At 69.5% G+C, this 20001-nt stretch carries 24 protein-coding genes; 7 read left to right on the top strand and 17 right to left on the bottom strand.

Annotation, left to right across the window (positions count from 1 at the left end; all coding sequences use genetic code 11):
* Window positions 1-6 precede the first annotated feature (6 nt).
* The gene (locus tag ACFQY2_RS02600) at window positions 7-678 is read right to left on the bottom strand and encodes a histidine phosphatase family protein (RefSeq protein WP_378744058.1); all 672 of its coding nucleotides are present in this window, start codon (window positions 676-678) and stop codon (window positions 7-9) included.
* 29 nt (window positions 679-707) lie between these two features.
* Window positions 708-1193 carry a MarR family winged helix-turn-helix transcriptional regulator gene (locus tag ACFQY2_RS02595; RefSeq protein ID WP_378744057.1) on the bottom strand — a complete coding sequence of 162 codons (486 nt, stop codon included), beginning with the start codon at window positions 1191-1193 and terminating at the stop codon, window positions 708-710.
* 89 nt (window positions 1194-1282) lie between these two features.
* On the opposite strand from ACFQY2_RS02595, the gene ACFQY2_RS02590 reads away from it, so the two are divergent.
* Window positions 1283-1858 carry an NADPH-dependent F420 reductase gene (locus ACFQY2_RS02590; RefSeq protein WP_378744056.1) on the top strand — a complete coding sequence of 192 codons (576 nt, stop codon included), beginning with the start codon at window positions 1283-1285 and terminating at the stop codon, window positions 1856-1858.
* Between the two features lie 54 nt (window positions 1859-1912).
* Here the strand turns inward: ACFQY2_RS02590 and ACFQY2_RS02585 are convergent, their stop codons facing one another.
* Window positions 1913-2833, bottom strand: a complete 921-nt coding sequence (locus tag ACFQY2_RS02585) for a J domain-containing protein (protein WP_378744054.1) — start codon at window positions 2831-2833, stop codon at window positions 1913-1915.
* A gap of 37 nt (window positions 2834-2870) precedes the next feature.
* Between ACFQY2_RS02585 and ACFQY2_RS02580 the strand changes: the two genes are divergently transcribed.
* Complete coding sequence (locus tag ACFQY2_RS02580; RefSeq protein ID WP_378744053.1) at window positions 2871-3050, top strand: hypothetical protein; 180 nt, start codon at window positions 2871-2873, stop codon at window positions 3048-3050.
* A 9-nt stretch (window positions 3051-3059) separates the two neighbouring features.
* Here ACFQY2_RS02580 and ACFQY2_RS02575 read toward each other — a convergent pair whose 3' ends face one another.
* The 9 genes from ACFQY2_RS02575 to ACFQY2_RS02535 form a co-directional block, all read right to left on the bottom strand.
* Entirely contained in the window at window positions 3060-3860 is an 801-nt protein-coding gene (locus ACFQY2_RS02575) for an alpha/beta fold hydrolase (protein ID WP_378744052.1), read from the bottom strand.
* Between the two features lie 43 nt (window positions 3861-3903).
* Complete coding sequence (locus ACFQY2_RS02570) at window positions 3904-4872, bottom strand: glycoside hydrolase family 130 protein (protein ID WP_378744051.1); 969 nt, start codon at window positions 4870-4872, stop codon at window positions 3904-3906.
* A 79-nt stretch (window positions 4873-4951) separates the two neighbouring features.
* A complete protein-coding gene (locus tag ACFQY2_RS02565) occupies window positions 4952-5794 on the bottom strand; it encodes a carbohydrate ABC transporter permease (RefSeq protein WP_378744050.1) in 843 nt (280 codons plus the stop codon).
* Window positions 5791-6729 (bottom strand): carbohydrate ABC transporter permease, encoded by a 939-nt coding sequence (locus tag ACFQY2_RS02560; protein ID WP_378744049.1) that lies wholly within the window; start codon window positions 6727-6729, stop codon window positions 5791-5793. The genes ACFQY2_RS02565 and ACFQY2_RS02560 overlap by 4 nt, the downstream gene beginning before the upstream one ends.
* Before the next feature lie 4 nt (window positions 6730-6733).
* Entirely contained in the window at window positions 6734-8008 is a 1275-nt protein-coding gene (locus tag ACFQY2_RS02555; protein WP_378744048.1) for an ABC transporter substrate-binding protein, read from the bottom strand.
* Window positions 8005-9036 carry a LacI family DNA-binding transcriptional regulator gene (locus tag ACFQY2_RS02550; RefSeq protein ID WP_378744047.1) on the bottom strand — a complete coding sequence of 344 codons (1032 nt, stop codon included), beginning with the start codon at window positions 9034-9036 and terminating at the stop codon, window positions 8005-8007. Before ACFQY2_RS02550 ends, ACFQY2_RS02555 begins: the two co-directional genes overlap by 4 nt.
* Before the next feature lie 100 nt (window positions 9037-9136).
* Window positions 9137-10015 carry a nitroreductase family protein gene (locus tag ACFQY2_RS02545; protein WP_378744045.1) on the bottom strand — a complete coding sequence of 293 codons (879 nt, stop codon included), beginning with the start codon at window positions 10013-10015 and terminating at the stop codon, window positions 9137-9139.
* A 4-nt stretch (window positions 10016-10019) separates the two neighbouring features.
* Window positions 10020-10379: a hypothetical protein gene (locus ACFQY2_RS02540; RefSeq protein ID WP_378744044.1), complete on the bottom strand. Its 360-nt coding sequence runs from the start codon at window positions 10377-10379 to the stop codon at window positions 10020-10022.
* Window positions 10380-10488: 109 nt separating this feature from the next.
* Entirely contained in the window at window positions 10489-11457 is a 969-nt protein-coding gene (locus ACFQY2_RS02535) for a DNA topoisomerase IB (protein ID WP_378744043.1), read from the bottom strand.
* Window positions 11458-11573: 116 nt separating this feature from the next.
* On the opposite strand from ACFQY2_RS02535, the gene ACFQY2_RS02530 reads away from it, so the two are divergent.
* The 3 genes from ACFQY2_RS02530 to ACFQY2_RS02520 all read left to right on the top strand — a co-directional run bounded on the left by ACFQY2_RS02530 (window position 11574) and on the right by ACFQY2_RS02520 (window position 14048).
* A complete protein-coding gene (locus ACFQY2_RS02530; RefSeq protein ID WP_378744042.1) occupies window positions 11574-11828 on the top strand; it encodes a DUF2188 domain-containing protein in 255 nt (84 codons plus the stop codon).
* Window positions 11829-11945: 117 nt separating this feature from the next.
* Window positions 11946-13436: an MATE family efflux transporter gene (locus ACFQY2_RS02525; RefSeq protein ID WP_378744041.1), complete on the top strand. Its 1491-nt coding sequence runs from the start codon at window positions 11946-11948 to the stop codon at window positions 13434-13436.
* Window positions 13437-13616: 180 nt separating this feature from the next.
* Window positions 13617-14048, top strand: a complete 432-nt coding sequence (locus tag ACFQY2_RS02520; RefSeq protein WP_378744040.1) for a hypothetical protein — start codon at window positions 13617-13619, stop codon at window positions 14046-14048.
* 51 nt (window positions 14049-14099) lie between these two features.
* On the opposite strand, the gene ACFQY2_RS02515 is transcribed toward ACFQY2_RS02520, so the two are convergent.
* From ACFQY2_RS02515 to ACFQY2_RS02495, 5 genes are all read right to left on the bottom strand, one after another.
* Window positions 14100-15149 carry an NAD(P)-dependent alcohol dehydrogenase gene (locus tag ACFQY2_RS02515; RefSeq protein WP_378744038.1) on the bottom strand — a complete coding sequence of 350 codons (1050 nt, stop codon included), beginning with the start codon at window positions 15147-15149 and terminating at the stop codon, window positions 14100-14102.
* 61 nt (window positions 15150-15210) lie between these two features.
* The gene (locus tag ACFQY2_RS02510) at window positions 15211-16119 is read right to left on the bottom strand and encodes a DMT family transporter (RefSeq protein WP_378744037.1); all 909 of its coding nucleotides are present in this window, start codon (window positions 16117-16119) and stop codon (window positions 15211-15213) included.
* A 70-nt stretch (window positions 16120-16189) separates the two neighbouring features.
* On the bottom strand, window positions 16190-17104 hold the full coding sequence (locus ACFQY2_RS02505) for a hypothetical protein (protein WP_378744036.1): 915 nt from the start codon (window positions 17102-17104) through the stop codon (window positions 16190-16192).
* Between the two features lie 213 nt (window positions 17105-17317).
* Window positions 17318-18250, bottom strand: coding sequence for a hypothetical protein (locus ACFQY2_RS02500; protein ID WP_378744035.1), 933 nt, complete (start codon window positions 18248-18250; stop codon window positions 17318-17320).
* Window positions 18247-18585 carry a PadR family transcriptional regulator gene (locus tag ACFQY2_RS02495; RefSeq protein ID WP_378744034.1) on the bottom strand — a complete coding sequence of 113 codons (339 nt, stop codon included), beginning with the start codon at window positions 18583-18585 and terminating at the stop codon, window positions 18247-18249. The genes ACFQY2_RS02500 and ACFQY2_RS02495 overlap by 4 nt, the downstream gene beginning before the upstream one ends.
* A gap of 154 nt (window positions 18586-18739) precedes the next feature.
* On the opposite strand from ACFQY2_RS02495, the gene ACFQY2_RS02490 reads away from it, so the two are divergent.
* Window positions 18740-19384 carry a ClpP family protease gene (locus tag ACFQY2_RS02490; protein ID WP_378744033.1) on the top strand — a complete coding sequence of 215 codons (645 nt, stop codon included), beginning with the start codon at window positions 18740-18742 and terminating at the stop codon, window positions 19382-19384.
* Window positions 19381-19968, top strand: a complete 588-nt coding sequence (locus ACFQY2_RS02485) for a ClpP family protease (protein ID WP_378744032.1) — start codon at window positions 19381-19383, stop codon at window positions 19966-19968. Before ACFQY2_RS02490 ends, ACFQY2_RS02485 begins: the two co-directional genes overlap by 4 nt.
* Window positions 19969-20001: the final 33 nt, after the last annotated feature.

Raw genomic sequence — 20001 nt, 5'->3', positions numbered from 1 at the left:
GTGCCGTCAGGACTCCGACGGCACGAGGGGCAGGGCCGGCCCGTGATTCCAGGCGAGGATGGCGGGCTGCTCGCGGGCGAAGCCCAGCACCGACACCGAACCGGCATCCAGTGAGATGGACGCCGCGAACCGCGGCGCCTGCCGCAGGAACACCGCGGTGAGGATGCGCAGATAGTGGCCGTGCGCGACCAGGGCCACATCACCCTGCGCCATCGCGGGCAGCACGCGGGTGAGCACGCGCGAGGCCCGTGCCGCCACCTCCTCGACGGTCTCGCCCGGCGTCTCGCCGCGGATCACACCGTGCTCGAAAGCCGTCCAGCCGTAGCCGAGCTCGGCACGGATGTCCTTGGTCGTGCGTCCTTCGTACCCGCCGTAGTCCCACTCCACCAGCAGTGGATCGATGTCTGCGTGCAGCCCGGCCAGCTCCGCCGTGCGGCGGGCGCGCTGCAGCGGCGAGCTGAGCACGAGGCGGAAGTCGTAGTCGCGCACCAGGTCGCCGGCGGCACGGGCGAGCTGTTCGCCGTGCGCGGTGAGCGGGATGTCGGTGAGCCCGGTGTGCCGGCCGGTGCGGGACCACTCGGTCTCACCGTGCCGCAGCAGCACCAGTTTGCCCTGCGGGCAGTCCGGCGCAGGGTGGTCGGGAAGGGGATCGGTGTGCGGCAAGTGGGTGGGGAGCACATGATCACCGTACCCCGGGCGCCGGAGCCTCAGCTCATCCTGCTGGCGAGCATCCGCTGATCCGGGTCCAGCCGCGCGAGCAGCGCGACCGTGATGCCGTGCAGCTGCTCGCGCTGCTCGGCATCCAGCGCATCGAACACCAATGCGCGCACCGTGCGCACGTGCTCGGGGGTCGCGCCGATCACCTTGCGACGGCCGTCCGCCGTGAGCTGGACGGTGGTGGCCCTGGCATCCTCGGGCGTGCGCTCCCGCCGCACCAGACCCCGCTGCTCCAGCCGGCTGATCGCATGCGACAGCCGGGAGAGCGTGGCGTTCACGCCGGTGGCGAGGGCTGTCATGCGCATGCGTCGGCCGTCGGCGAGAGCGAGCATCGACAACGTGGCGTAGTCGAAGTGGGTGAGGTTCTCATCGCGCAGCAGCTGGGCGTCGATCCGGTGGGGCAGCAGCTCCAGCACCGCGGTCAGCGGTGCCCAGGTGCGGCGCTCCTCGTCGGTGAAGGACCGTGGTGTGCTCATCTTCCGAGCCTACGGGGAATAGTTGATTCTTCAATGACGTTGTCCTGGGTAAGAGCTTGAACAATCAACCAATAAATCAGGAGAGCAGCATGACCACCATCTCGATCTTCGGCAACGGCAACATGGCCCAGGCCATCGGCGGCGTCTTCGCGCGCGGCGGAGCTTCGATCCAGTACGTAGGCAGTGCGGACAAGGCCGCGCAGCTCGAGGGCGACATCGTCGTGCTGGCAGTCCCGTACCCGGCGCTCGCGCAGATCGCCGCAGACTACGGGGACCAGCTCGACGGGAAGACCGTCGTGGACATCACGAACCCCCTCGACTTCACCACCTTCGACGCTCTCGTGGTGCCCGCGGACGCTTCCGCCGCCGCCGAACTGCAGGCCGCGCTCCCCGGTGCGCACGTGCTGAAGGCCTTCAACACCACCTTCGCCGCCACGCTCATCTCCGGCACCGTGGGCTCGCACAGGACGACCGTGCTCGTCGCAGGCGACGACAACGCCGCCAAGCAGTCGCTCATCGCCGCCGTGGAGGCCGGTGGGCTCGTCGCTGTGGACGCCGGCGCCCTCGTCCGCGCGCGCGAGCTGGAGGCCGTCGGCTTCCTGCAGCTGACGCTCGCCGCGTCGGAGAAGGTCGGGTGGAACGCCGGCTTCTCGCTGAGCCGCTGATCACGATCGGATGCCGCACCCCCGGCGCCGGCCGGGCGGTGCGGCATGTGGTCGTCAGGGGCGGAGCACACGCGCGGACTGGGTGAGCCGGGTGCGCACGTCGAAGGCCTCGGTGGCTCCCAGGGGACGCGCACCGGGAATGCCTCGCCGCAGCACGGTGCGCACGGCGCTGCGCCGCACCACGGAGACGGGCAGCCCGCGCACCGACCCCAGTGCGGTGACCGGCTCGTCGAGGTCGTCGTCGGGCAGGATCAGGATGGCGCCCGCGAAGCGCACCCGCGCGGTCCGCGAGATCGAACGGATGCGGCTGAGGAGGTCGGCCACGGGGGTGCTCCCGTCCACCGTGCCGCCGATCACCTCGCCCTGGCGGAAGCGGACCGCATCTCCGAAGTCTTCCGACACCAGGCCGTACAGCCCGGTCGGGCCGAGCACCGCATGGTCCAGCTTCTGCGCCGCATCCGCGCCGCAGACCACGTCGTGCCAGGCGGTGAATCCGATCCCGAGGTCCGCGATCGCCGCCGCGGTGCTCTCCTCGGCGAGCGCATCGGCCAGCATCCGGCGCACCTCCCACGGCGCCGAGCGCACCACCGCCGGATCGTACGCCTCGCGTGCCGAGACGGTCCTCCTCAGATGCTCGCTGAGCAGCTGCAGATACCGCAGGCGACGCCATCCGCCGGCCTGACCGTACGACTTCGTGCGCGGCCTGGTGCCCGCGTGGGAAGCGGGTGCAGCCGGCGCACCCCATGTCACCTCATCGCGACCACGGTCGTACGCCGCTCTGCCCTCGGGCGTGCCGATGCTCTCCCAGGCGCGCTGCACCCGGACGAACAGCGCCGCATCCCCGCCGGTGTCCGGATGCGTCTGGCGCAGCCGCAGTCGGTAGGCACGGCGCAGCTCCTCGTCGTCGACGGTCGCCGAGACGCCGAGCACCTCATAGGCGGATGCGGACAGGGGCCCCTCGAACGTCACGTTCACACGATAGGCGGTCAGCGACCCCGGCTAGGCTTGACGCATGACCAAGAGCACCGTCTGGACCGTCCTCGGCGTGATCGTCGCCGTCGTCATCGCGTGGTGGTTGGTGAGCGCGCTGTTCTCGCTGCTCTGGTTCATCGCGAAGCTGGCGGTGGTGGCCGTCGTCGCCGTCGCCGTGTATGCCGGCCTGCGCGCGCTGCTGAACCGCACGGCTGACTGACCCGCGCGACTATCCCGCTTGAAGGAACTCCAGCGACGCCTCGCGGAAGTGCCTCGAACCCGGGGCGTTGAAGTGATGACGACCGGGGATCTCGAAGAACGAACCCCTGGGTGCCGTCTGCGCCAGGTGCCGTGATCCGTCGAGCACCGGGTCCTGCGATCCGGTGGCGAACAGCACCGGCTGCTGAGGCGCCTGCGCCCGGTCGTGCTCGATCGACGGGGAATCGCGCATCCCCTCCGCCAGTGCGAGCAGCGCGTACAAGTCGTTGCCCGGGACCCGCTCGGCGAGGGCGATGTAGTTGAGCGTGTCGGGGTCGGTGACAGGTGTGCCGTCCTCGGCGTACCGGCACACCTGTTCCACGTCGAGCCGGTCGAGCGGTATCCCGTCGGGGACGCCGCCGAGCACGGCGCGCGGGAGGCGGTCGCCGAGATCCTGCAGCACCTGCCAGCCGACGCGGGCACCGAGGGAGTACCCGACGTACAGCGCCTCGTCGACGAGGAAGGTGTCGAGGACGGAAGCGATGTCGCGCGCCAGGTTCCGCACGCTGTAGCCGGCGGCGTCGTGGGGCTTCTGGCTGGCGCCATGACCCCGCTGGTCGATGCCGAGGATGCGAAAGCCCTCGGCCTGCAGCATCCGCACCCAGCCGGTGTGCAGCCAGGTGTCGGCGGTGCTCGACGCGAAACCGTGCACGAGCACCACCGTCTGCGCGTCCGGCTCGCCCCACGAGTACGTCGCCAGCGCCACTCCGTCACCGACCTCGATGAACCGCGGGTGAGGCATTCGGGTCAGGGAGGCGAGCAGGTCGGTCACCCCTCCATCATGCTCCTGCCTGGCGGGGCGCGGCGTGCCGGCGCTATCGCAGCGTGCGGCCCCAGGGCTCGGCAGGGTCGTGGATCGCCACGGCGAGCGTCGTGTCGGACTGTCCGTAGTACGCCAGCCAGCGGCCCTGGAACTTCACCAGTCCTTCCACGAACGTCACGTTCGAGACCAGGCCGTTGAGATCCTCGAAGGTCTGCGGGCGCAGCCACGGCTCCTGCATCCGCGCGATGACCTTGGTGGGTTCATCGGGGTCGATGGCGATCTGTCCGCACCGGTAGTCGACGTCCACCGTGCCGTCCTCGTTCACGGTCCGGGTCGCACCGTTGGTGAGCATCACCAGCAGCCCGTTGTCGCTGAGCACCGGTGAGGTGCCGATCTCGACGAGCGCCTCGTCCCAGGTGCCGGGGGTCGGCGAGTACATCGGCTGCGTGTCGGGAGTGCCGGGCGTCCAATGGATGAGATCGTCACTCGTCGCCCAGTAGATCGCCCCCTCGCCGAAGTACATCCACCAGGTGCCCTGCATCTTGACGGGGACGATGACCCCCGCCTTCGACCAGTTGAATCCGCGCGGGTCGACCGTCTTGAACGTGTCGAAGTCCTCGAAGAGGGGGCCGTGCCTGGTCCAGGTGCGCAGGTCCGTCGACGTCGCCAGGCAGAGCTGAGCGCTGTGGCGATCCCACCCGGTGTACGTCAGATAGTAGGTGCCGTCGATGCGGGCGATCCGTGGATCCTCGCACCCGTAGCGCTCGTAGTCCTCCTGCGGGGACAGGATCGGCTCCTCCTCCCGCGTGAAGTTCAATCCGTCGTGCGAGCGTGCGAGACCGATGTGCGACACGATGTCGTCGGCATGCGCCCGGTACAGCAGCAGGACCTCGTCGCCGTCGACCAGCGCCGCGGGGTTGTAGAGGTTCGACGACTCCCAGCTGTCGCCGCGCGGACGGAGGATCGGGTTGCCCTCGTACGGGGTGAACGGGCCGAGGGGGAAGGTCGCTCCGGAGAACATGTGATGCCTTTCTGTGACGCGAGGGGATGAGTGTCTGCGGACGTCGACGCGCGCCACCGCGCCGATGCCGACGGTGTGTTCAGCCCTTGACGGCGGCGCCGAGATCGGTGGCGGTGAAGAATCGCTGGAAGACGCAGAACAGCACGACGACCGGCAGGGCCAGGGCGGTGGCTCCGGCCAGGATCGCGCCGTTGGGATTGGCCGTCGACTGCGCCACCGTGGAGATGTAGTTCGCCAGCGACACGGCGAGCGGCTGCAGCCCGGCATCCTTCGTGATCAGGAACGGCCAGAGGAACTCGTTCCACGGACCGATGAACGTGATCAGCACGACGGTCACCAGCACGGGGCGGATCAGCGGGATGGCCACGCCGGTGAGCAGGCGCACCTCACCCGCGCCGTCGATGCGCGCCGCCTCGAAGATCTCGACCGGCAGCGACTTGAAGAACTGGGTGAAGATGAACACCGCCGTCGTGTTGATCGCGAAGGGCAGGATCATGCCGAGATACGAGTCGCCGAGCCCGTAGTTGCGGGTGATCTGCACGTACAGCGGGATCATCAGCAGCTGGAACGGCACCATCTGCACGAGCAGCATGAGCACCCACAGCACGCCGCGCCCGCGGAAATCCAGGCGCGCGAGGGCGTACCCGGCGAGCAGGCCGAACACGAGGGTGCCGAGCAGCACACCGGCGGTGAAGACGAGCGAGTTCAGCAGCGAGCCGACCAGATCGATGCGCGAGTCGATGTTCACGAAGTTCTGCAGCGTCCAGCCGCTGGTCGGCAGCAGCTCGCTCGGCGAATTGGTCGGGTTCTCCTGGAAGGCCCCCACGATCATGAAATAGAAGGGGAACGCGAACAGCAGTGCTGCGACGGTGAGCAGGACGATGCTCAGCACGCGGGGGAGTCGTCGACGGGATCGCATCATCTCTCCTGGGTGGCGCGGTTCGCGAGCAGGGACAGGCCGCCGACGAGGATCACCAGCAGCATGCCGATCGCCGCCGCCGTGTCGGGGTTCTGCTGCTGGATGCCCTGCTGGTAGATCAGCAGCACGGGAGTGACCGATGCGCCGTCAGGCCCGCCGCCACTGGTGAGCAGGTAGGGCTCGGTGAACAGATTGGCTCCCGTGATGATCGAGAGGATCAGCACCAGCGTGGTGGCGTTGCGCACGCCGGGCACGGTGACGTTCATGAACCGTGCGAACGCGCCCGCCCCGTCGGTCTCTGCCGATTCGTACAGCTCCTTCGGAACGTTCTGCAGGGCCGCGAGATAGAGCAGGATGTAGAACCCGAGCTGCTTCCAGGTCACATAGAGAGCGATCATCGGCATCGCCAGGGTGCTGTTGACCAACCACGACGGGTTCGGTGCCAGCGGACCGAGCACCGCGTTGATGAGCCCCCCGCTCGAGAAGAGCAGCATCCACACGCCGACCAGCGAGACGCTCGCCGTCAGGTACGGCACGTAGAACGCGACGCGGTACGCCGCGACCCATCGGATGCCGCTGTTCAGCGCCGCCGCCAGCAACAGGGAGAGGACCACCGTCAGCGGCACGTTGATCACGAGGAAGACGAGGGTGTTCCGGAAGGCGTCGAAGACCCGCGGGTCGGTCAGCACGTGCACGAAGTTGTCGAAGCCGACGAACGGGCGGTCGGGTTCGACGCCGGGCGCCGTGAAGAAGTAGTCGTGGAACGCGATGTAGATCGCGAACCCCAGCGGGTAGGCGAAGATCGCCACCACGAACACGAAGTAGGGCAGTGCGAACAGCCCGCCCAGCGGTTGCGCCCCCAGGATCCGGGTGCGCAACCGCCGCGAGCCGGCCGCGGTGGTGCCGCGGGATCCGGTCACGCTCTTCGTGTCGGTCACGCCATCACTCCGCGACGAGCTCGTCGATCTTCTTCGCCGCCTTCGTGAGGAAGTCCGAAGTGGACTCCTTGCCGAAGATCACCGAGGCCGAATACTCATCACGGAAGGCCTGCCAGGCCTCCACGGAGTTCGGGATGCTGGGCACATCCGCGGTGTTCTCGGCCTGGTCGGCGAAGGCGGCGTAGTTCGGGTTCGCCGAGAAGTAGTCCGGATAGGTGTCCTTGAGGTCCGTGCGCATGGGCATCTGACCGGTCTTCTCCAGCAGCACCCCATCGCTCTTCTCGCTGGTGGCGTACTTCATGAACTCCCATGCGGTGCCCTGGTTCTTGCAGGAGGTGAACATGGACACGCTCTTGGAGTCGGCGAAGGTCTTCGGGTCCGCACGGCCGTCGGAGGTCGGCACGGGCATGAAGCCCACGTCCACGGTGTCGGCGTAGGAGGGGATCGCCCAGGGGCCGGCCAGCTGCATGGCGGTCGTTCCCGCCGACATCGCATCGTCGGTCGACTTCTCCTTGGGGGAGAGCCCGTCCGCGTACATCGTGGCCCAGAAGTCGGCGACGGTCTTGCCGGCGTCGGAGTCGAAGGTGGCCTTGCCGTCCTCGACGAGCATCGTGCCGTCGGTCTCCGCGAGATAGAACGGATAGAAATCGAACCAGGGCTGATAGAACTCACTGGTGGGCGAGGGCCAGATGGCGCTCTGCACTCCGGAGTCGACGATCGCCTGGGAGCCCTGGAGGAACGCGTCGTAGGTGTTCATCTTCGGGTCGTCGGCGTTCAGCCCCGCCTTCGTGAAGAGCTCCTTGTTGTACATCACCATCACCGGGTTGGACTTCCAGGGCAGCTGGTAGAACTTCCCGTCGGTCTGGTACGAGTCGACGTCGCCACCGCGCTCGGCGATGTAGTCGTCGGCGCCGTCGATCGAGCTGAGGTCGACCAGCCCGCCCTGCCTGACCCAGCCGGATACGGCTGCGGGCGCGATGTTGAAGACCAGGCATGGCGCGGTGCCGGCGGTGATGGCGGCGGTGATGGCCTCCTCCGAGGACGAGGCGGCGGGGATCTCCTGCGAGGTCACCTTCTGGTCGGGGTGCTCCTCGTTCCAGGCGTCCACGACGGCCTTTCCCCAGGCGAGCTCCTGCTCGTTGTTGGAGAGCCAGACCTTGATGCCTCCGGTGCCGCTGCCGGCATTCTCGCCGCCGCCGCCTCCTCCCCCGCCTGCCGAGCAGCCGGTGACGAGGAGCACGGCGGCCCCGATGAGTGCTGCGGAACGGATCCTTCTCATGGTTTCCTCCTTGCGATGCCAGGCCCCGCGGTCGCCGGTCCTGAGGTGCTTTCCCGAAGATGCACGACGTTGCAGTCGATCAGCTCGGTGTGCGGTGCGGCACCGAGGCCTGCGTCGCGCAGCAGCCGCGCGGCGGCGCGACCCCGTGCCGCCGGATCGGACGACACGCTGGTGAGAGAGGGGGAGAGATGCGCTGACAGGTGATCGTCGTCGAAGCCCGCCACCGCGAGGTCCCGCGGAACGGCGAGCCCGCGGGACCGGGCGAGCGAGAGGCCCGCGATCGCCATGGTGTCGTTCGAGTACAGGATGGCGGTGGGAGGATCGTCCAGGTCGAGCAGCTCGGCGGTGCGATCGCGTCCGCTGCCCGCGGTGAAGTCGCCTTCCCGCAGCAGTGCCGCGTCTCCGATCGCATCGACGTAGGCGTCGGCGCGGGCCTTGGAGTGCACGTAGTCGAGCGGCCCGCTGACGTGCGCGATCCGGCTGTGTCCCTCCGCGCGGAGATGCGCGATGAGCTCGCGCACCGGCGCGCCGTCGTCGGTGCGAACGCACGAGAAGTCGTGCGGCCGGTCGTACGCGCCCACCAGCACCGTCGGCAGACCGAGTTCCGCCAGCAGGGGAACACGCCAGTCGTCCACGCGCAGGTCGAGCAGGATCGCGCCGTCGGCGCGGCCGCGCGCCATCGCCCGGTAGGCACGCTCCTCCGCCTCCCGGTCCGGCACCACCTGGAGCAGCAGCGCGGTCTCGGTCTCGGCGAGCACGGACTCGACGCCGGCGATGAAAGCAGGGAAGAACGAGTCGTTCGCGATGACGTCCGGATCGCGCGCCAGCACGACGCCGACCGCATTGGCGCGTCGGGTCGCCAGCGAGCGGGCGTTCTGGCTGGGCACCCAGTTCAGGCGTTCCGCCGCCGCGAGCACCCGCGCCTTCGTCTCGTCGGAGATCGGCCGGTTGCCGCTGAGCGCGTGCGAGACAGTCGCCTTGGTGACGCCCGCCTCGCGCGCGACATCCGCGATCGTCGTCCGTGCCATGCCACCTCCTCGTGCCCGGCGGTTCGACCGAGGCGCATCGCGTCGATTGAACCGGTTTGATATCGGCAAAGGTAAACCGGTTTGACTACGGTGTCAATGGTCATCTGCTGACCATGTCGGCCGAGGGTGACGCGTGACGGCTCACGCCGCTGGCGGGGGGGTCCTCTTCCTCGGCCGGCGCGCTCAGCGGCTGGTCCCACCCCTGCTGCGGTGTGGCGCAGGTGCCGCGGAACACGTACTGAGAGGGGACCCGGCGCTCACTGCTGGTCCAGTCGATGGGTGGTCGCCGCTGCTCTGCGGGAATGTAGCCGAGCCGATAGACCGCCATCAGCTCGAGCGCATCGGGCACCTGCAGCAGCCGCTCGATCTCAGCCCATCGACCGGGGACCTCCATGGGGAAGGAGATGAACTGAATGCCCATGCCCAGCTCGACAGTCGTCAGCCAGACGTTCTCCATGGCCGCGCCCATGCTGAACACCGAGTAGAACGCCGACAGCTCTCCGGGCCGATACTCGGAGCGGTCGAGCATCACGCCGAGCAGCAGAGGCGAGCCGGCGACGAGCTTGCGGTTCTCCTCCCCGAGAGTCTGAGGAATGCGCAGCGCGTTCATCAGCCTCTGCCCGCGCGCGGTGAACACCTGACCGGTGAACGGGCGCAGAGGAGCGGGAAGCCGGTCGAACAGCATCCCGTCGCGCCGTTCGGCCATCTCCTTCCTGCTGAAGCGGAAGTACGGCTTGTAGCGCTCGAAGAACGTGCCGTTCGACATCGCCTCGGTCATGCTCTCGCCACTGATCCGCGCGATCGTCTCGATCGTCTCGCGCTCCTCGATCACCACGAAGCGCCACGGCTGGCTGTTCAGCTGGGAGGGCGCGCGGCCGGCGACCTCCATGAGGAGGCGCTGGTGCTCCTCGCTCACCGGGTCGGGAAGAAACGGACCGTTCGTCGTCTTGCGTCGACGAACCACGTCGAGGAAGTCCATCAGGTCACCTCCGGGCCAGCAAGGCTGCGATCACGAACGAGGGAAGAGCGGATGCCGCGACGGCGATGTGCCGCGCACTTCCGCCTCGGGTGGACGGCATGGCGACCAGTGCCGCGGCGGCGGGGACGAGCGCGAGGCCCGCACTGCGCCGCCCGAGCACGCAGGTGAGCAGTGTCAGACCGGTCAGCGTCGAGGTCAGGATGAACAGCGCGTGGTGCAGCCACCGCATCCGCGCGGTGCCGAACACCCCCGCCGCGACCGCCGTGCCGTACCCGGTGTTCACGATGAAACTCGCCAGCGCGGTGGAGGACAGAGACGCGATCAGCGGAGCACGGCTGTCGCGGCGCGTGCGGTGGCGATTCATCCGGGCTCCTCTCCCGCGGGGTGCGCCGCGTACCGGTGAGACGATCCTCCATCGGTGCCGGGCGTGCCGACAGCGGGTTGACACCGACCGGCTCGATGCGGAATGCGCTTCACCGCAGCAGCTCGATGAGCTGGCCCTCCACGCGCCGGGCCGGATCGACGGTCACGCCTTCGTCGTACAGATCGAACAGACGCGGATCGATGTAGCTCGCCCGCGCGACTGTCGCGGTGTTGCCCAGGACGGCGGCGGCTGTGCGGACCGCCTGCGCGGCCGCCCGCTTGCGTGCGCTCGCCGTGCCCTTCGGGCCGATCTCGGCGAGTGCGACGGCCGCCGTGATGGTGCCGTGCAGCGTGCGGAAGTCCTTCGCGGTGAACTCGCCGCCGGTGCGGCCACGCACCTCCGCATTGATGTCCGCGGGATGCAGCGGATGCCAGGCGCGCCGGTCCTCGTCCTGCCAGCTGAGCAGCAGACTGCGTCCGCCGCGGCGCTTGAGACCCGCGATCAGCTGGGCGAGCTCGGCATCCTCGACATCCGACTCCCAGGGCTGCCCGCTCTTCCCCGGAAAGCGCAGCTCCACGACGGTGCCTCCCCGCACGCGGGCATGCGAACCGCGCAGGGTGACCAGGCCGATGCTGCCGTGCTGGCGGGCGTACTGCTCCGAGCCGACGCGGAGCAGCGCGCTGTCCAGGATCCGGAAGGCGCCGGCGAGCACGCGGGCGCGGCCGTACCCCTCCGCTCGCAGGTCGCGGGTGACTCCGCCGCGCACCGCGGGCATGACCGAGGCCAGGTCCAGCATCCGCTCGAACTTCTCGTTCGCCATCCGCTCGTGCCAGGCCGGGTGGTAGATGTACTGGCGGCGCCCCGCGGCGTCGGTGCCGGTCGCGAGGATGTGCCCGTGGGGATGAGGGCTGATCCAGACGTCCGTCCAGGCGGGCGGAATCGCGAGCGCGCGCACCGCGGCGATCGTGGACGGATCATCGATGCGTGCACCGTCGGGTGCCCGGTACTCGAACCCGCGTCCGCGGCGCACGCGGGTCAGGCCGGGGGCGTGCGGATCGCTGCGCCGAAGACGAGTCATGCTCTGTGAGTACCCCGCCTGGCGGGCGGGGCGCAAGCCCCTGCGCAGGGCCGTATGGGCAGGGTTATCCTGCCGGTTCGCCGCGGGAGTCGCGGTGGACGGACGGAGGACGCGCGATGGCACGCGGAGATGTCGAGACGGTCTCGAAGAACGGGCAATGGGTGAATCGCGTCGAGGGCGAGGCGGAGCTCTCTCAGGGATACGCCTCCAAGGAGGAGGCGGTCGAGGAGGGCGCCAGGCTGGCGGCCGAGACCGGGGCGCGGCACACCGTGCGCGATGCGCCGGCGACGGGGGTGGTCACGGACGAGCAGGAATCGGATGGCGCTGACAGCTCCGGCGACGACGTGATCGACGTCGAGGATCTTCCCTGAGCCGGTCAGGGGCTTCCTCTTCGCCGAATCGATTCGATAGGGTCGGGTGTGGCGCCGTGACCGATCACGGTGCCTTTCCTGTTCCCGCCGTTCGGCATCCCTCACCCCTCTCTCTTCATGGCGATCAATCTCATCACCGGGCGCCCCTGGCGCGTCATCCTGGCCTTCTCCGTGCCGTTGCTCATCGGCAACGTCGTGCAGCAGCTGTACCAGTTCGTCGACGCCGTCGTCGTCGGCCGCCAGCTCGGGGTCGACTCGCTCGCCGCGGTCGGGGCGACAGGCAGCCTGATCTTCCTCGTCATCGGGTTCGCCTGGGGCCTGGCGAGCGGGTTCGCGATCCCGACGGCGCAGGCGTTCGGCGGGTCGGATGCCCGCGGAGTGCGCCGCTCCGTCGCGACGGGAACCCTGCTGACCGGCGTCACCAGCCTGATCCTCACGATCCTCGGCCCGCTGATCGCCGCGCCCTTCCTGGAGCTGCTGCAGACGCCGCCCGAGCTGATGGCCGAGGCCACGGTGTTCACCCAGGTGACCTTCATCGGCGGCAGCACCATCATGTTCTTCAACTACCTCGCGGCGATCATCCGCGCGATCGGCGACTCGACGACGCCGCTCGTTTTCCTCACCGTCTCGTGCGCGCTGAACGTCGGGCTCGTCATCCTCATGGTCGGGCCCCTGCAGTGGGGCGTCGCCGGCGCGGCGTGGGCGACGGTCGTGGCGCAGGCGATCTCGGTGCTGCTGTGCCTGCTGTACGTCTGGCGGCGCGTGCCGGTCCTGCACGTGCACCGCGCCGACTGGCGGGTCTCGCGCGCAGACATCGCCGACCACCTGCGGTTGGGTCTGCCGATGGGCTTCCAGGCCTCGATCATCGCGATCGGAGCGCTGATCGTGCAGGTGGCGCTGAACACGCTCGGGTCCGAGGCGGTCGCGGCGTACACCGCCGCGTCCCGCGTCGACAGCCTCGCCAGCGCGTTCCTCGCCTCGCTGGGGCTGGCGGCCTCGATGTACGCCGCGCAGAACCTCGGCGCGGGCCGCCCCGACCGCATCCGTCGCGGCACCATCCAGGCGATCTGGATGTCGGTCGTGGCAGCCGTCGCGCTCGGCGTGATCATGATCACTCTCGGCGCACCGGCCGTGCGCCTGTTCGTGGGCGACGGCGCCGACCGCGTGGTCGAGCTCGCGCACCTCATGCTCATCATCAACGGCTGCACCTACGTGCTGCTGGGGGTGCTGTTCGTGCTGCGCGGCGTGCTGCAGGGTATCGGCCGGGTGCTCGTGCCGACGGTGACCGGTGTGATCGAGCTGGTGATGCGTGTCGTCGCGGCTGTCGTGCTGGGCTCCCTGCTGGAGTTCGAGGGCGTCGCGATGAGCAACCCGCTCGCCTGGGTCGGCGCGGTCGCGCTCCTCGCCCCGGCGTACGCGCGCGCGCACCGGGCGCTCGCGAAGATGGTGGTCTCGCCGGTGGAGCCGACGCTCACGACCCCGATCGCGGTGATCGGTCCGGCCGACGGCTCGATGTCGGTGGATGCCGTGTTCACCGCGCCCGTGCCGATCGTGCCGCCGCGCCTCAGCCGGCTGCGTCTGCCGCGCGGCATCCGCCGTCCGCGGTGAGCCGAGACACCGTGCTCTCGACGGGAGTCGGGATGCGGCGGAGGAGGCGGTCACCGGGCGTTCACCTGTCATCCTTCGGGATGATGCCGAATCGTTCTCCAGGTGGAGGATTACGGCGATCAACGCGCGTAACCTGGAAGTGTTGAGACACCGGGGGGTCGTCGAATGTCCACACTTGCCATGACACACACACTGGCAGCCATCTTCGTGCCGATCGGGATCGCGGGGGCGGTCCTGGCAGTGATCTGCGCGCTGATCGTCACCTTCGCGCTCGCTCGCCGCGCGGCGGGTCTCGCCGGCGGAGCAGCCGGCGTCTGGATCGTCGGCGCGCTGCTGAGCTGGGCGTCGTCGTTCGCCGACCTGTGGCTGCCGCTGCTCGTCTCGCTGGGTGCCCTCGGCGCCGCCCTCGTGGTGGGCGGACTGCTGCGCGTGCTCATCGGCGGCGTCCGCAGGCGCGAACAGCCGGAGTCGAGTGCCCGGACCTCGCAGGCTCAGGAGCCGCGCGTCCAGGAGCCGCGCGTCGAGGAGCCGCGGACTCAGCCCACGCGCGTCGCGCCGGCGCCGGTTCGCGCATCCTCGCCGGTGACCGACGGCATCCGCGCCGCCGCGTAACTCGTCCTGACGCGGCCGCCATGAGCCGACATCGCGGCGGCGCGAGTTCGCTCAGCCCTTCAGCGTCTCGATGTCGATCACGAAGCGGTAGCGGACGTCAGAGGCCAGCACCCGCGCCCACGCCTCGTTGACCTCATCGGCGGAGGTGACCTCGACCTCGGGGGCGATGTTGTGCTCGGCGCAGAAGTCGAGCATCTCCTGGGTCTCCGCGATCCCGCCGATGTTGGATCCCGCGAACGAGCGACGCCCGCCGATCAGCGTGCCGGCGCGCACGGGCATCGGCTCGGCCGGGGCGCCCACGTTCACCAGGGTGCCGTTCAGGGCGAGCAGCTTCAGGTGCGCGTCGATGTCGATCGGCGCGGACACCGAGTTGATGATGAGGTCGAACGAGCTCCGCAGGGTGCGGAACGTCTCGGCATCCTCGGTCGCGAAGTAGTGGTCGGCGCCGAGCCTCAGCGCGTCGTCCTTCTTCGACAGCGACCGCGACAGCACGGTGACCTCGGCGCCCATGGCGTGCGCGATCTTCACGGCCATGTGACCGAGCCCGCCGAGCCCGATCACCGCGACCCTCTTGCCGGGGCCGGCGTTCCAGTGCCGCAGCGGCGAGTACGTGGTGATGCCGGCGCACAGCAGCGGTGCCGCCTTCTCGTAGGGGATCGCCTCGGGCATCCGCAGCACGAAGTCCTGTGTGACGACGATCGACGTGGAGTAGCCGCCCTGGGTGATCGTCCCGTCCACGTCCGTGGCGGCATAGGTGCCGATCGCACCCTTCTCGCAGTGCTGCTCCTCGCCGGCGAGGCAGTTCGCGCACTCTCCGCAGGAGTTCACCAGGCATCCGACGCCCACGCGGTCGCCGACGGCGAACTTCGTCACGTCGGCGCCCACCTCGGCGACCGTGCCGACGATCTCGTGCCCGACGGTCAGGGGGTACTGCTGCGCGCCCCAGTCTCCCTGCACGGTGTGGATGTCGGAGTGGCAGATGCCCGCCCAGCGGATGTCGATGAGCACATCGTCGGGGCCGACGTCGCGGCGCTCGATGGTGCCGGTGAAGAGCGGGTCGGTGGCGGACGGCGCGATGATGGCGGGGATCACGGTGGGCATGATCCGAGCGTAGACGCGTTGAAGTCGATCCGTCGGGAGGATCTGCTCGGACCGCGCAGGATCAGGTCGACAGGGCTCGGTGACCGCCCCGATCACGCCGTCGCACGAGGCGCAGCTCGCTGGCGAGAATGCCGAGCACGACCAGCAGCCCGCCCATCAGGGCGGCGGCCGGCAGCCGCTCGCCCGCGATGCGCCCGATCACCGCAGCCCACACCGGCTCACCGGCGTAGATGATCGTGGCGCGCGTGGGGGACACCGACTTCTGCGCCCAGTTCATGGTCAGCTGGATGAGACAGCTCGCCACGCCGAGCCCGACGCCGGCGATGACCCAGGCCCAGGAGAACGACGGGATGCTCTCGCCGGTGAGCGGCATGGTCGCGAGTCCCAGCAGACCGGCGACGAGCAGCTGCACGATGGTGATGCGACCGAGATCGATGCGGTTCGCGAACACGCTGATGAGGATGATCTCGCCGACGATCGGCAGCGTGCTGATCAGCGTGACGGACTCCCCGACACCCAGCGACAGGGAGAACGCGCTGGGGCCGGCGATCAGCAGCAGTCCGAGGAACGCAAGACCGGCACCGAGAAAGGCCATTGCCGGCGGTCGCCGGCGGAAGAACAGCCACTGGGCGAACGGCACCATCGGCACGTAGAGGGCGGTGAGGAAGGCAGAGGTGCTGCTGTCGATCGTCTGCAGGCCGAGGGTCTGCAGCCCGTAACCGCCGTAGATCATGACGCCGATCGCGGCACCTGCGCCGATGTCGGCCCACGTCATGCCCCGCAGCGAGCGCCGGAAGATCAGGATGGCGACCAGAGCGGCCACGAGAAAGCGCAGCCCCACGAAGAACCAGGGGTCGGAGTGCTCCATCGCCCAGTGCACGAGCAGGAACGTGCCGCCCCACACTGCCGTGATCGCGATGAGGGCGAGTTCCTGCGGGCGCAGGCGCATCCAGCGCAGTCGAGAGGTCACAGCCGATTCTCCCGCATCCGGCTGTCGCTGCGGGAGCGCGGACCGTCGGGGTGCGGGAAGCCGGCGGGAGTCACTCGGGGCGTTCGTCGAATCCCCACCGCATCGAGAGCGCGCCGGGGCCGAAGCCCCGTCGGATCGCGTGCAGCGAGAGCGCGCCGTCGAGCGAGCGCGGCGTCACGACCGCACCCGACGGCGTCTCCTCGACCTCCTCGATCCACGCCGGCACCGCGGCCGGGTCGAACCGCGTCCACAGCAGCAGCTCACGGGACTGGAAAGCGATGCCATGACCGCTTCCGTCGCCCTGCGGGAACTCCGCTGGGTACACCACCGCCCACTCGATGAGCGTGGAGGCGGGTGCGGCGATCGGACGCTCCGGTTCGAACAGGAAGCCGTGCACCTCACCGCTCTCGTGCGAGTGCCGTGCGGAGATGCGGCCGCCGCCGACGGCGACGAAGTCCGGGGGAGGCGTCGGTGTTCCCGGCGTCAACTCCACGAACGGGATCGCCGAGACGACGCCCGAGGTGGCCTGCACCAGCAGTCGAGTGGTGCGCCGCAGCACCTGGCCGGCCGGTCCGACATCGGTGACCGCATGGATGGTCAGTTCTCGCGTCGGATCGGGATAGGCCGCCCCCATGGCCAGGAACGTCTCGCGCACCCGCTGCTCCATCAGCTCCTCGTCGAAGGGGAAGGCCGTCGAGCCCAGCGGGCCGGTGCGCAGCGTGGGGCGCAGCCGGTCGACGAGCGCGCCGCGGTCGAGGTCGAGCAGCTCCTCCAGATCAGTGACCGCAGCCAGGGATTGCGCCCCCTCGGGATGTCGTGCACCGGAGCGCCAATAGCTGAGCGTGGCCATCGACACCGGATTTCCGCGTGCGACGAGCCGGTCGTGCAGTCGGGAGAGGGTGAGTCCGCGGACTCTGATGGCGGCACTGAGCGCCTCGGCGAACGATGCCGCACCCTGATCGTCAGAAGACTTCTCCGTCGTCACAGCAGACCTTCCGGTATGTGAACACCCGAGCCTTAGATTGGCACAGGGTTCGGTGAGGTCACGACTGGGGAGTCACACGCACCGAGCACAGAGGGACGTGCGGACCATGGTCGGCACGCACACTCGCTCCTGTTCGCTCAGCCCTCATCGGCGCGCAGGTGGGCCGGCGGCTTCTGGGGATGCCGCCGGCCGACACCCCGCGGCGGCGCGGTATCAGGGCCGCCGGGATGCCGTGAGAGCGTGAGCCAGCCCGATGGTCAGCCACCAGCCGCCGAGCCAGATCACCAGCAGGGTCAGCAGTCCGCCGGAGACGAGACCGCCGATGAGGATCACGAGGCCGACGGCGGCGAGCAGCCACCCGGCTGAGCGGATGCCGAGGCCGATCAGCACGGCGAGCAGCACGATCGCCGCCAGTACCGGCCACGCCCACGCGCTGATGTCGAACGCTCCTCCGGTCCCCGCCCCGGCGAGCAGCAGCAGCGTGGGCGCGATCGTCAGCGCACCGCCGGTGATGCGCGCCGGCCCGCCGAAGCCGGCGCCCCGCAGCCGAACCCACACGATCAACGACGCCCAGCTCAGCAGCACGACCGGGAGGAAGAACCCGCCCAGCGTGAAGCCGCCCACGAGCGCCATCAGCGTGAGCACGGTGGCGGCGACGGACGCCGTGGCTGCGCGCGCTCGCCGCGGCACGGCCAGTGGTACCGCCGCGACGAGCGCGGGCACCAGGGCGACCAGCGCCATCGCCAGTCCCAGCTGCTGGAAGATCGTCCCCGCCGAGGGCTCTGCCGTGTGCAGTCCGTCCGAGGTCACCGAGTCGGAGGAGGAGACGCCATAGCTGGGCAGGATGAACGCGACGACGATTCCCGTCACCAGCGCCACCGCGACGGCCGCGCCCTGGAGCACGCGCCAGGCTCGTTCCGCGTGGACGGCTCCTGCGTCGGCATCCGACCCGAACTCCTCGACGGCCCGGTCCGCGATCTCCTGGGGCGTCCCGAGGCTTCCGATGATCGTGTCGACCGACCGGCCGGCATCCTCGGCATCCTCGAAGTGTCCGCGCAGGTCCTCGAGCACGGCTGCGCGGTGCTCCGGGGCGATGTCGCTCAGCGTCCGCTCCACCGATCGCAGATAATCGTCCTTCGTCGTCATGATGTCCCCTCGATGATGGCGTCGACTTCGGTGCCCATCGCGCGCCAGACGGCGGCGAACGTGTCGAGCTGCTCGCGGCCCGCGGCCGTGATCGTGTAGTACCGGCGAGGCCGCCCTCCGCCGATCCCTTCGGTGCGGGTGTCGACGAGCCCGCCCTCCCGCATGCGTGCGAGCAGCGGGTAGAGGCTGCCCTCGCTCGCGATCAGGCCGCGCGTCTGCAATTCGGATGCGAGCTCCAGGCCGTACCGCTCGTTCGCGGCCAGAAGTCCGAGCACGCAGAACTCCAGCACTCCCTTGCGGAGATTCGTGGCGATGCGCTCGGCGTTCTCAGTCACGCGTCCACTTTAACCTTGCATAGCAAGTATTGCAATGCAAGGTTACCGACGACCGCTCTGCCACGTCGGCGACGGGCCCGATCGCCGCCGAGGGCGGATCCGCCCCAGGCGGATCCCCGCGACACCAGCGCCCGGCCGGCCGCACGCTGGAGTCATGACCGAAGACAAGTCCATTCCGCAGTTCGGAGCCGAGGCCCGGCGCGCACTGCTCCACGACCGTGTGCTCGTGCTCGACGGACCCCTCGATGACGACAACGGCACCCTGCTCATGACCCAGCTGCTCAGCCTGGCCGCCGAGGACCCCGCGGCCGACATCGCCCTGTGGATCCACTCGCCGGGTGGCTCCGTGCCGGCGATGCTCGGCATCCGGGACATCATGCGCACCATCCCCAACGACGTCGCGACCGTCGCGCTGGGTCTCGCCTGCAGTGCCGGGCAGTTCCTGCTCTCCGCAGGCACGAGGGGCAAGCGCCGCGCGCTGGCGCACTCCCGCATACTGCTGCATCAGGGCTCGTCCGGCATCGGCGGCTCCGCCGGCGAGATCGAGGTGCAGGCCGATGATCTGCGCCACATGCGCGACACCGTGATCGGGCTCATCTCCGACGACACCGGGCAGCCGCGCGAGCGCGTGTTCGAGGACTCGCTGCACGACCACTGGTACACCGCCGACGAGGCGCTCGACTACGGCTTCATCGACGGCATCGTCGTCTCCCTCGCCGATGTGTTCCCGCACCGCCGCACACGGATCGGACTGGGCGGCGAGACCGCCCAGTCAGACGCGATGGAGGAGTCCCGATGAGCGGCTACACGATCCCCAATGTCATCGCGCAGAACCCGCGCGGCGACCGCATCATGGACGTCTACTCGCACCTGCTGTCGGAGCGGATCGTCTACCTCGGCACCGAGGTGGATGCCGGAGTCGCGAACACGATCATCGCCCAGCTGCTGCACCTGGATGCCGACGGCCCGGACGCTGACGTACAGCTCTCGATCAACTGCGCCGGCGGCGACCCCAGCGCTGCGCTCGCGATCTACGACACGATGCAGCACATCCGGCCGCGGGTCACGACGACCTGCGTCGGCCAGGCGATCGGCGTGGGTGCTCTGCTCGTGGCCTCCGGAGCGCCCGGCATGCGTTCGGCCCTGCCGCACGCCAGGATCGTGCTGCATCAGCCCGCCGCGCAGACCCGCGGCGCCGTGCCCGATCTCATCCTCGCCGCCGACGAGGTGGTGCGGGTGCGCGCCGAGATGGAGCAGGTGCTCGCCCTTCACACCGGACGAACCGTCGAGACGCTGCGCGCCGACACCGACCGCGACCGCGTGTTCACCGCCGAGTCGGCCCGCGAGTACGGGCTCATCGATCAGGTGCTCGCGCCGCGGTGACCGTGCGGGTCGGCCGCGGGCGGTCGCGCCGCC

It is taken from the genome of Microbacterium sp. GCM10027623, from assembly GCF_042666935.1.
Taxonomy (GTDB): Bacteria; Actinomycetota; Actinomycetes; order Actinomycetales; family Microbacteriaceae; genus Microbacterium.
This window is presented reverse-complemented; position numbering and strand designations above follow the sequence as displayed.

Excerpts from the sequence above, each read along its gene's own strand:
- ACFQY2_RS02500 (WP_378744035.1), bottom strand. The coding sequence starts at position 18,250 with ATGACGACGAAGGACGATTATCTGCGATCGGTGGAGCGGACGCTGAGC.
- ACFQY2_RS02490 (WP_378744033.1), top strand. The coding sequence starts at position 18,740 with ATGACCGAAGACAAGTCCATTCCGCAGTTCGGAGCCGAGGCCCGGCGC.
- ACFQY2_RS02550 (WP_378744047.1), bottom strand. The coding sequence starts at position 9,036 with ATGGCACGGACGACGATCGCGGATGTCGCGCGCGAGGCGGGCGTCACC.
- ACFQY2_RS02590 (WP_378744056.1), top strand. The coding sequence starts at position 1,283 with ATGACCACCATCTCGATCTTCGGCAACGGCAACATGGCCCAGGCCATC.
- ACFQY2_RS02580 (WP_378744053.1), top strand. The coding sequence starts at position 2,871 with ATGACCAAGAGCACCGTCTGGACCGTCCTCGGCGTGATCGTCGCCGTC.
- ACFQY2_RS02525 (WP_378744041.1), top strand. The coding sequence starts at position 11,946 with ATGGCGATCAATCTCATCACCGGGCGCCCCTGGCGCGTCATCCTGGCC.
- ACFQY2_RS02565 (WP_378744050.1), bottom strand. The coding sequence starts at position 5,794 with ATGATGCGATCCCGTCGACGACTCCCCCGCGTGCTGAGCATCGTCCTG.
- ACFQY2_RS02520 (WP_378744040.1), top strand. The coding sequence starts at position 13,617 with ATGACACACACACTGGCAGCCATCTTCGTGCCGATCGGGATCGCGGGG.
- ACFQY2_RS02515 (WP_378744038.1), bottom strand. The coding sequence starts at position 15,149 with ATGCCCACCGTGATCCCCGCCATCATCGCGCCGTCCGCCACCGACCCG.
- ACFQY2_RS02570 (WP_378744051.1), bottom strand. The coding sequence starts at position 4,872 with ATGTTCTCCGGAGCGACCTTCCCCCTCGGCCCGTTCACCCCGTACGAG.
- ACFQY2_RS02530 (WP_378744042.1), top strand. The coding sequence starts at position 11,574 with ATGGCACGCGGAGATGTCGAGACGGTCTCGAAGAACGGGCAATGGGTG.
- ACFQY2_RS02555 (WP_378744048.1), bottom strand. The coding sequence starts at position 8,008 with ATGAGAAGGATCCGTTCCGCAGCACTCATCGGGGCCGCCGTGCTCCTC.
- ACFQY2_RS02540 (WP_378744044.1), bottom strand. The coding sequence starts at position 10,379 with ATGAATCGCCACCGCACGCGCCGCGACAGCCGTGCTCCGCTGATCGCG.
- ACFQY2_RS02595 (WP_378744057.1), bottom strand. The coding sequence starts at position 1,193 with ATGAGCACACCACGGTCCTTCACCGACGAGGAGCGCCGCACCTGGGCA.
- ACFQY2_RS02535 (WP_378744043.1), bottom strand. The coding sequence starts at position 11,457 with ATGACTCGTCTTCGGCGCAGCGATCCGCACGCCCCCGGCCTGACCCGC.
- ACFQY2_RS02545 (WP_378744045.1), bottom strand. The coding sequence starts at position 10,015 with ATGGACTTCCTCGACGTGGTTCGTCGACGCAAGACGACGAACGGTCCG.
- ACFQY2_RS02485 (WP_378744032.1), top strand. The coding sequence starts at position 19,381 with ATGAGCGGCTACACGATCCCCAATGTCATCGCGCAGAACCCGCGCGGC.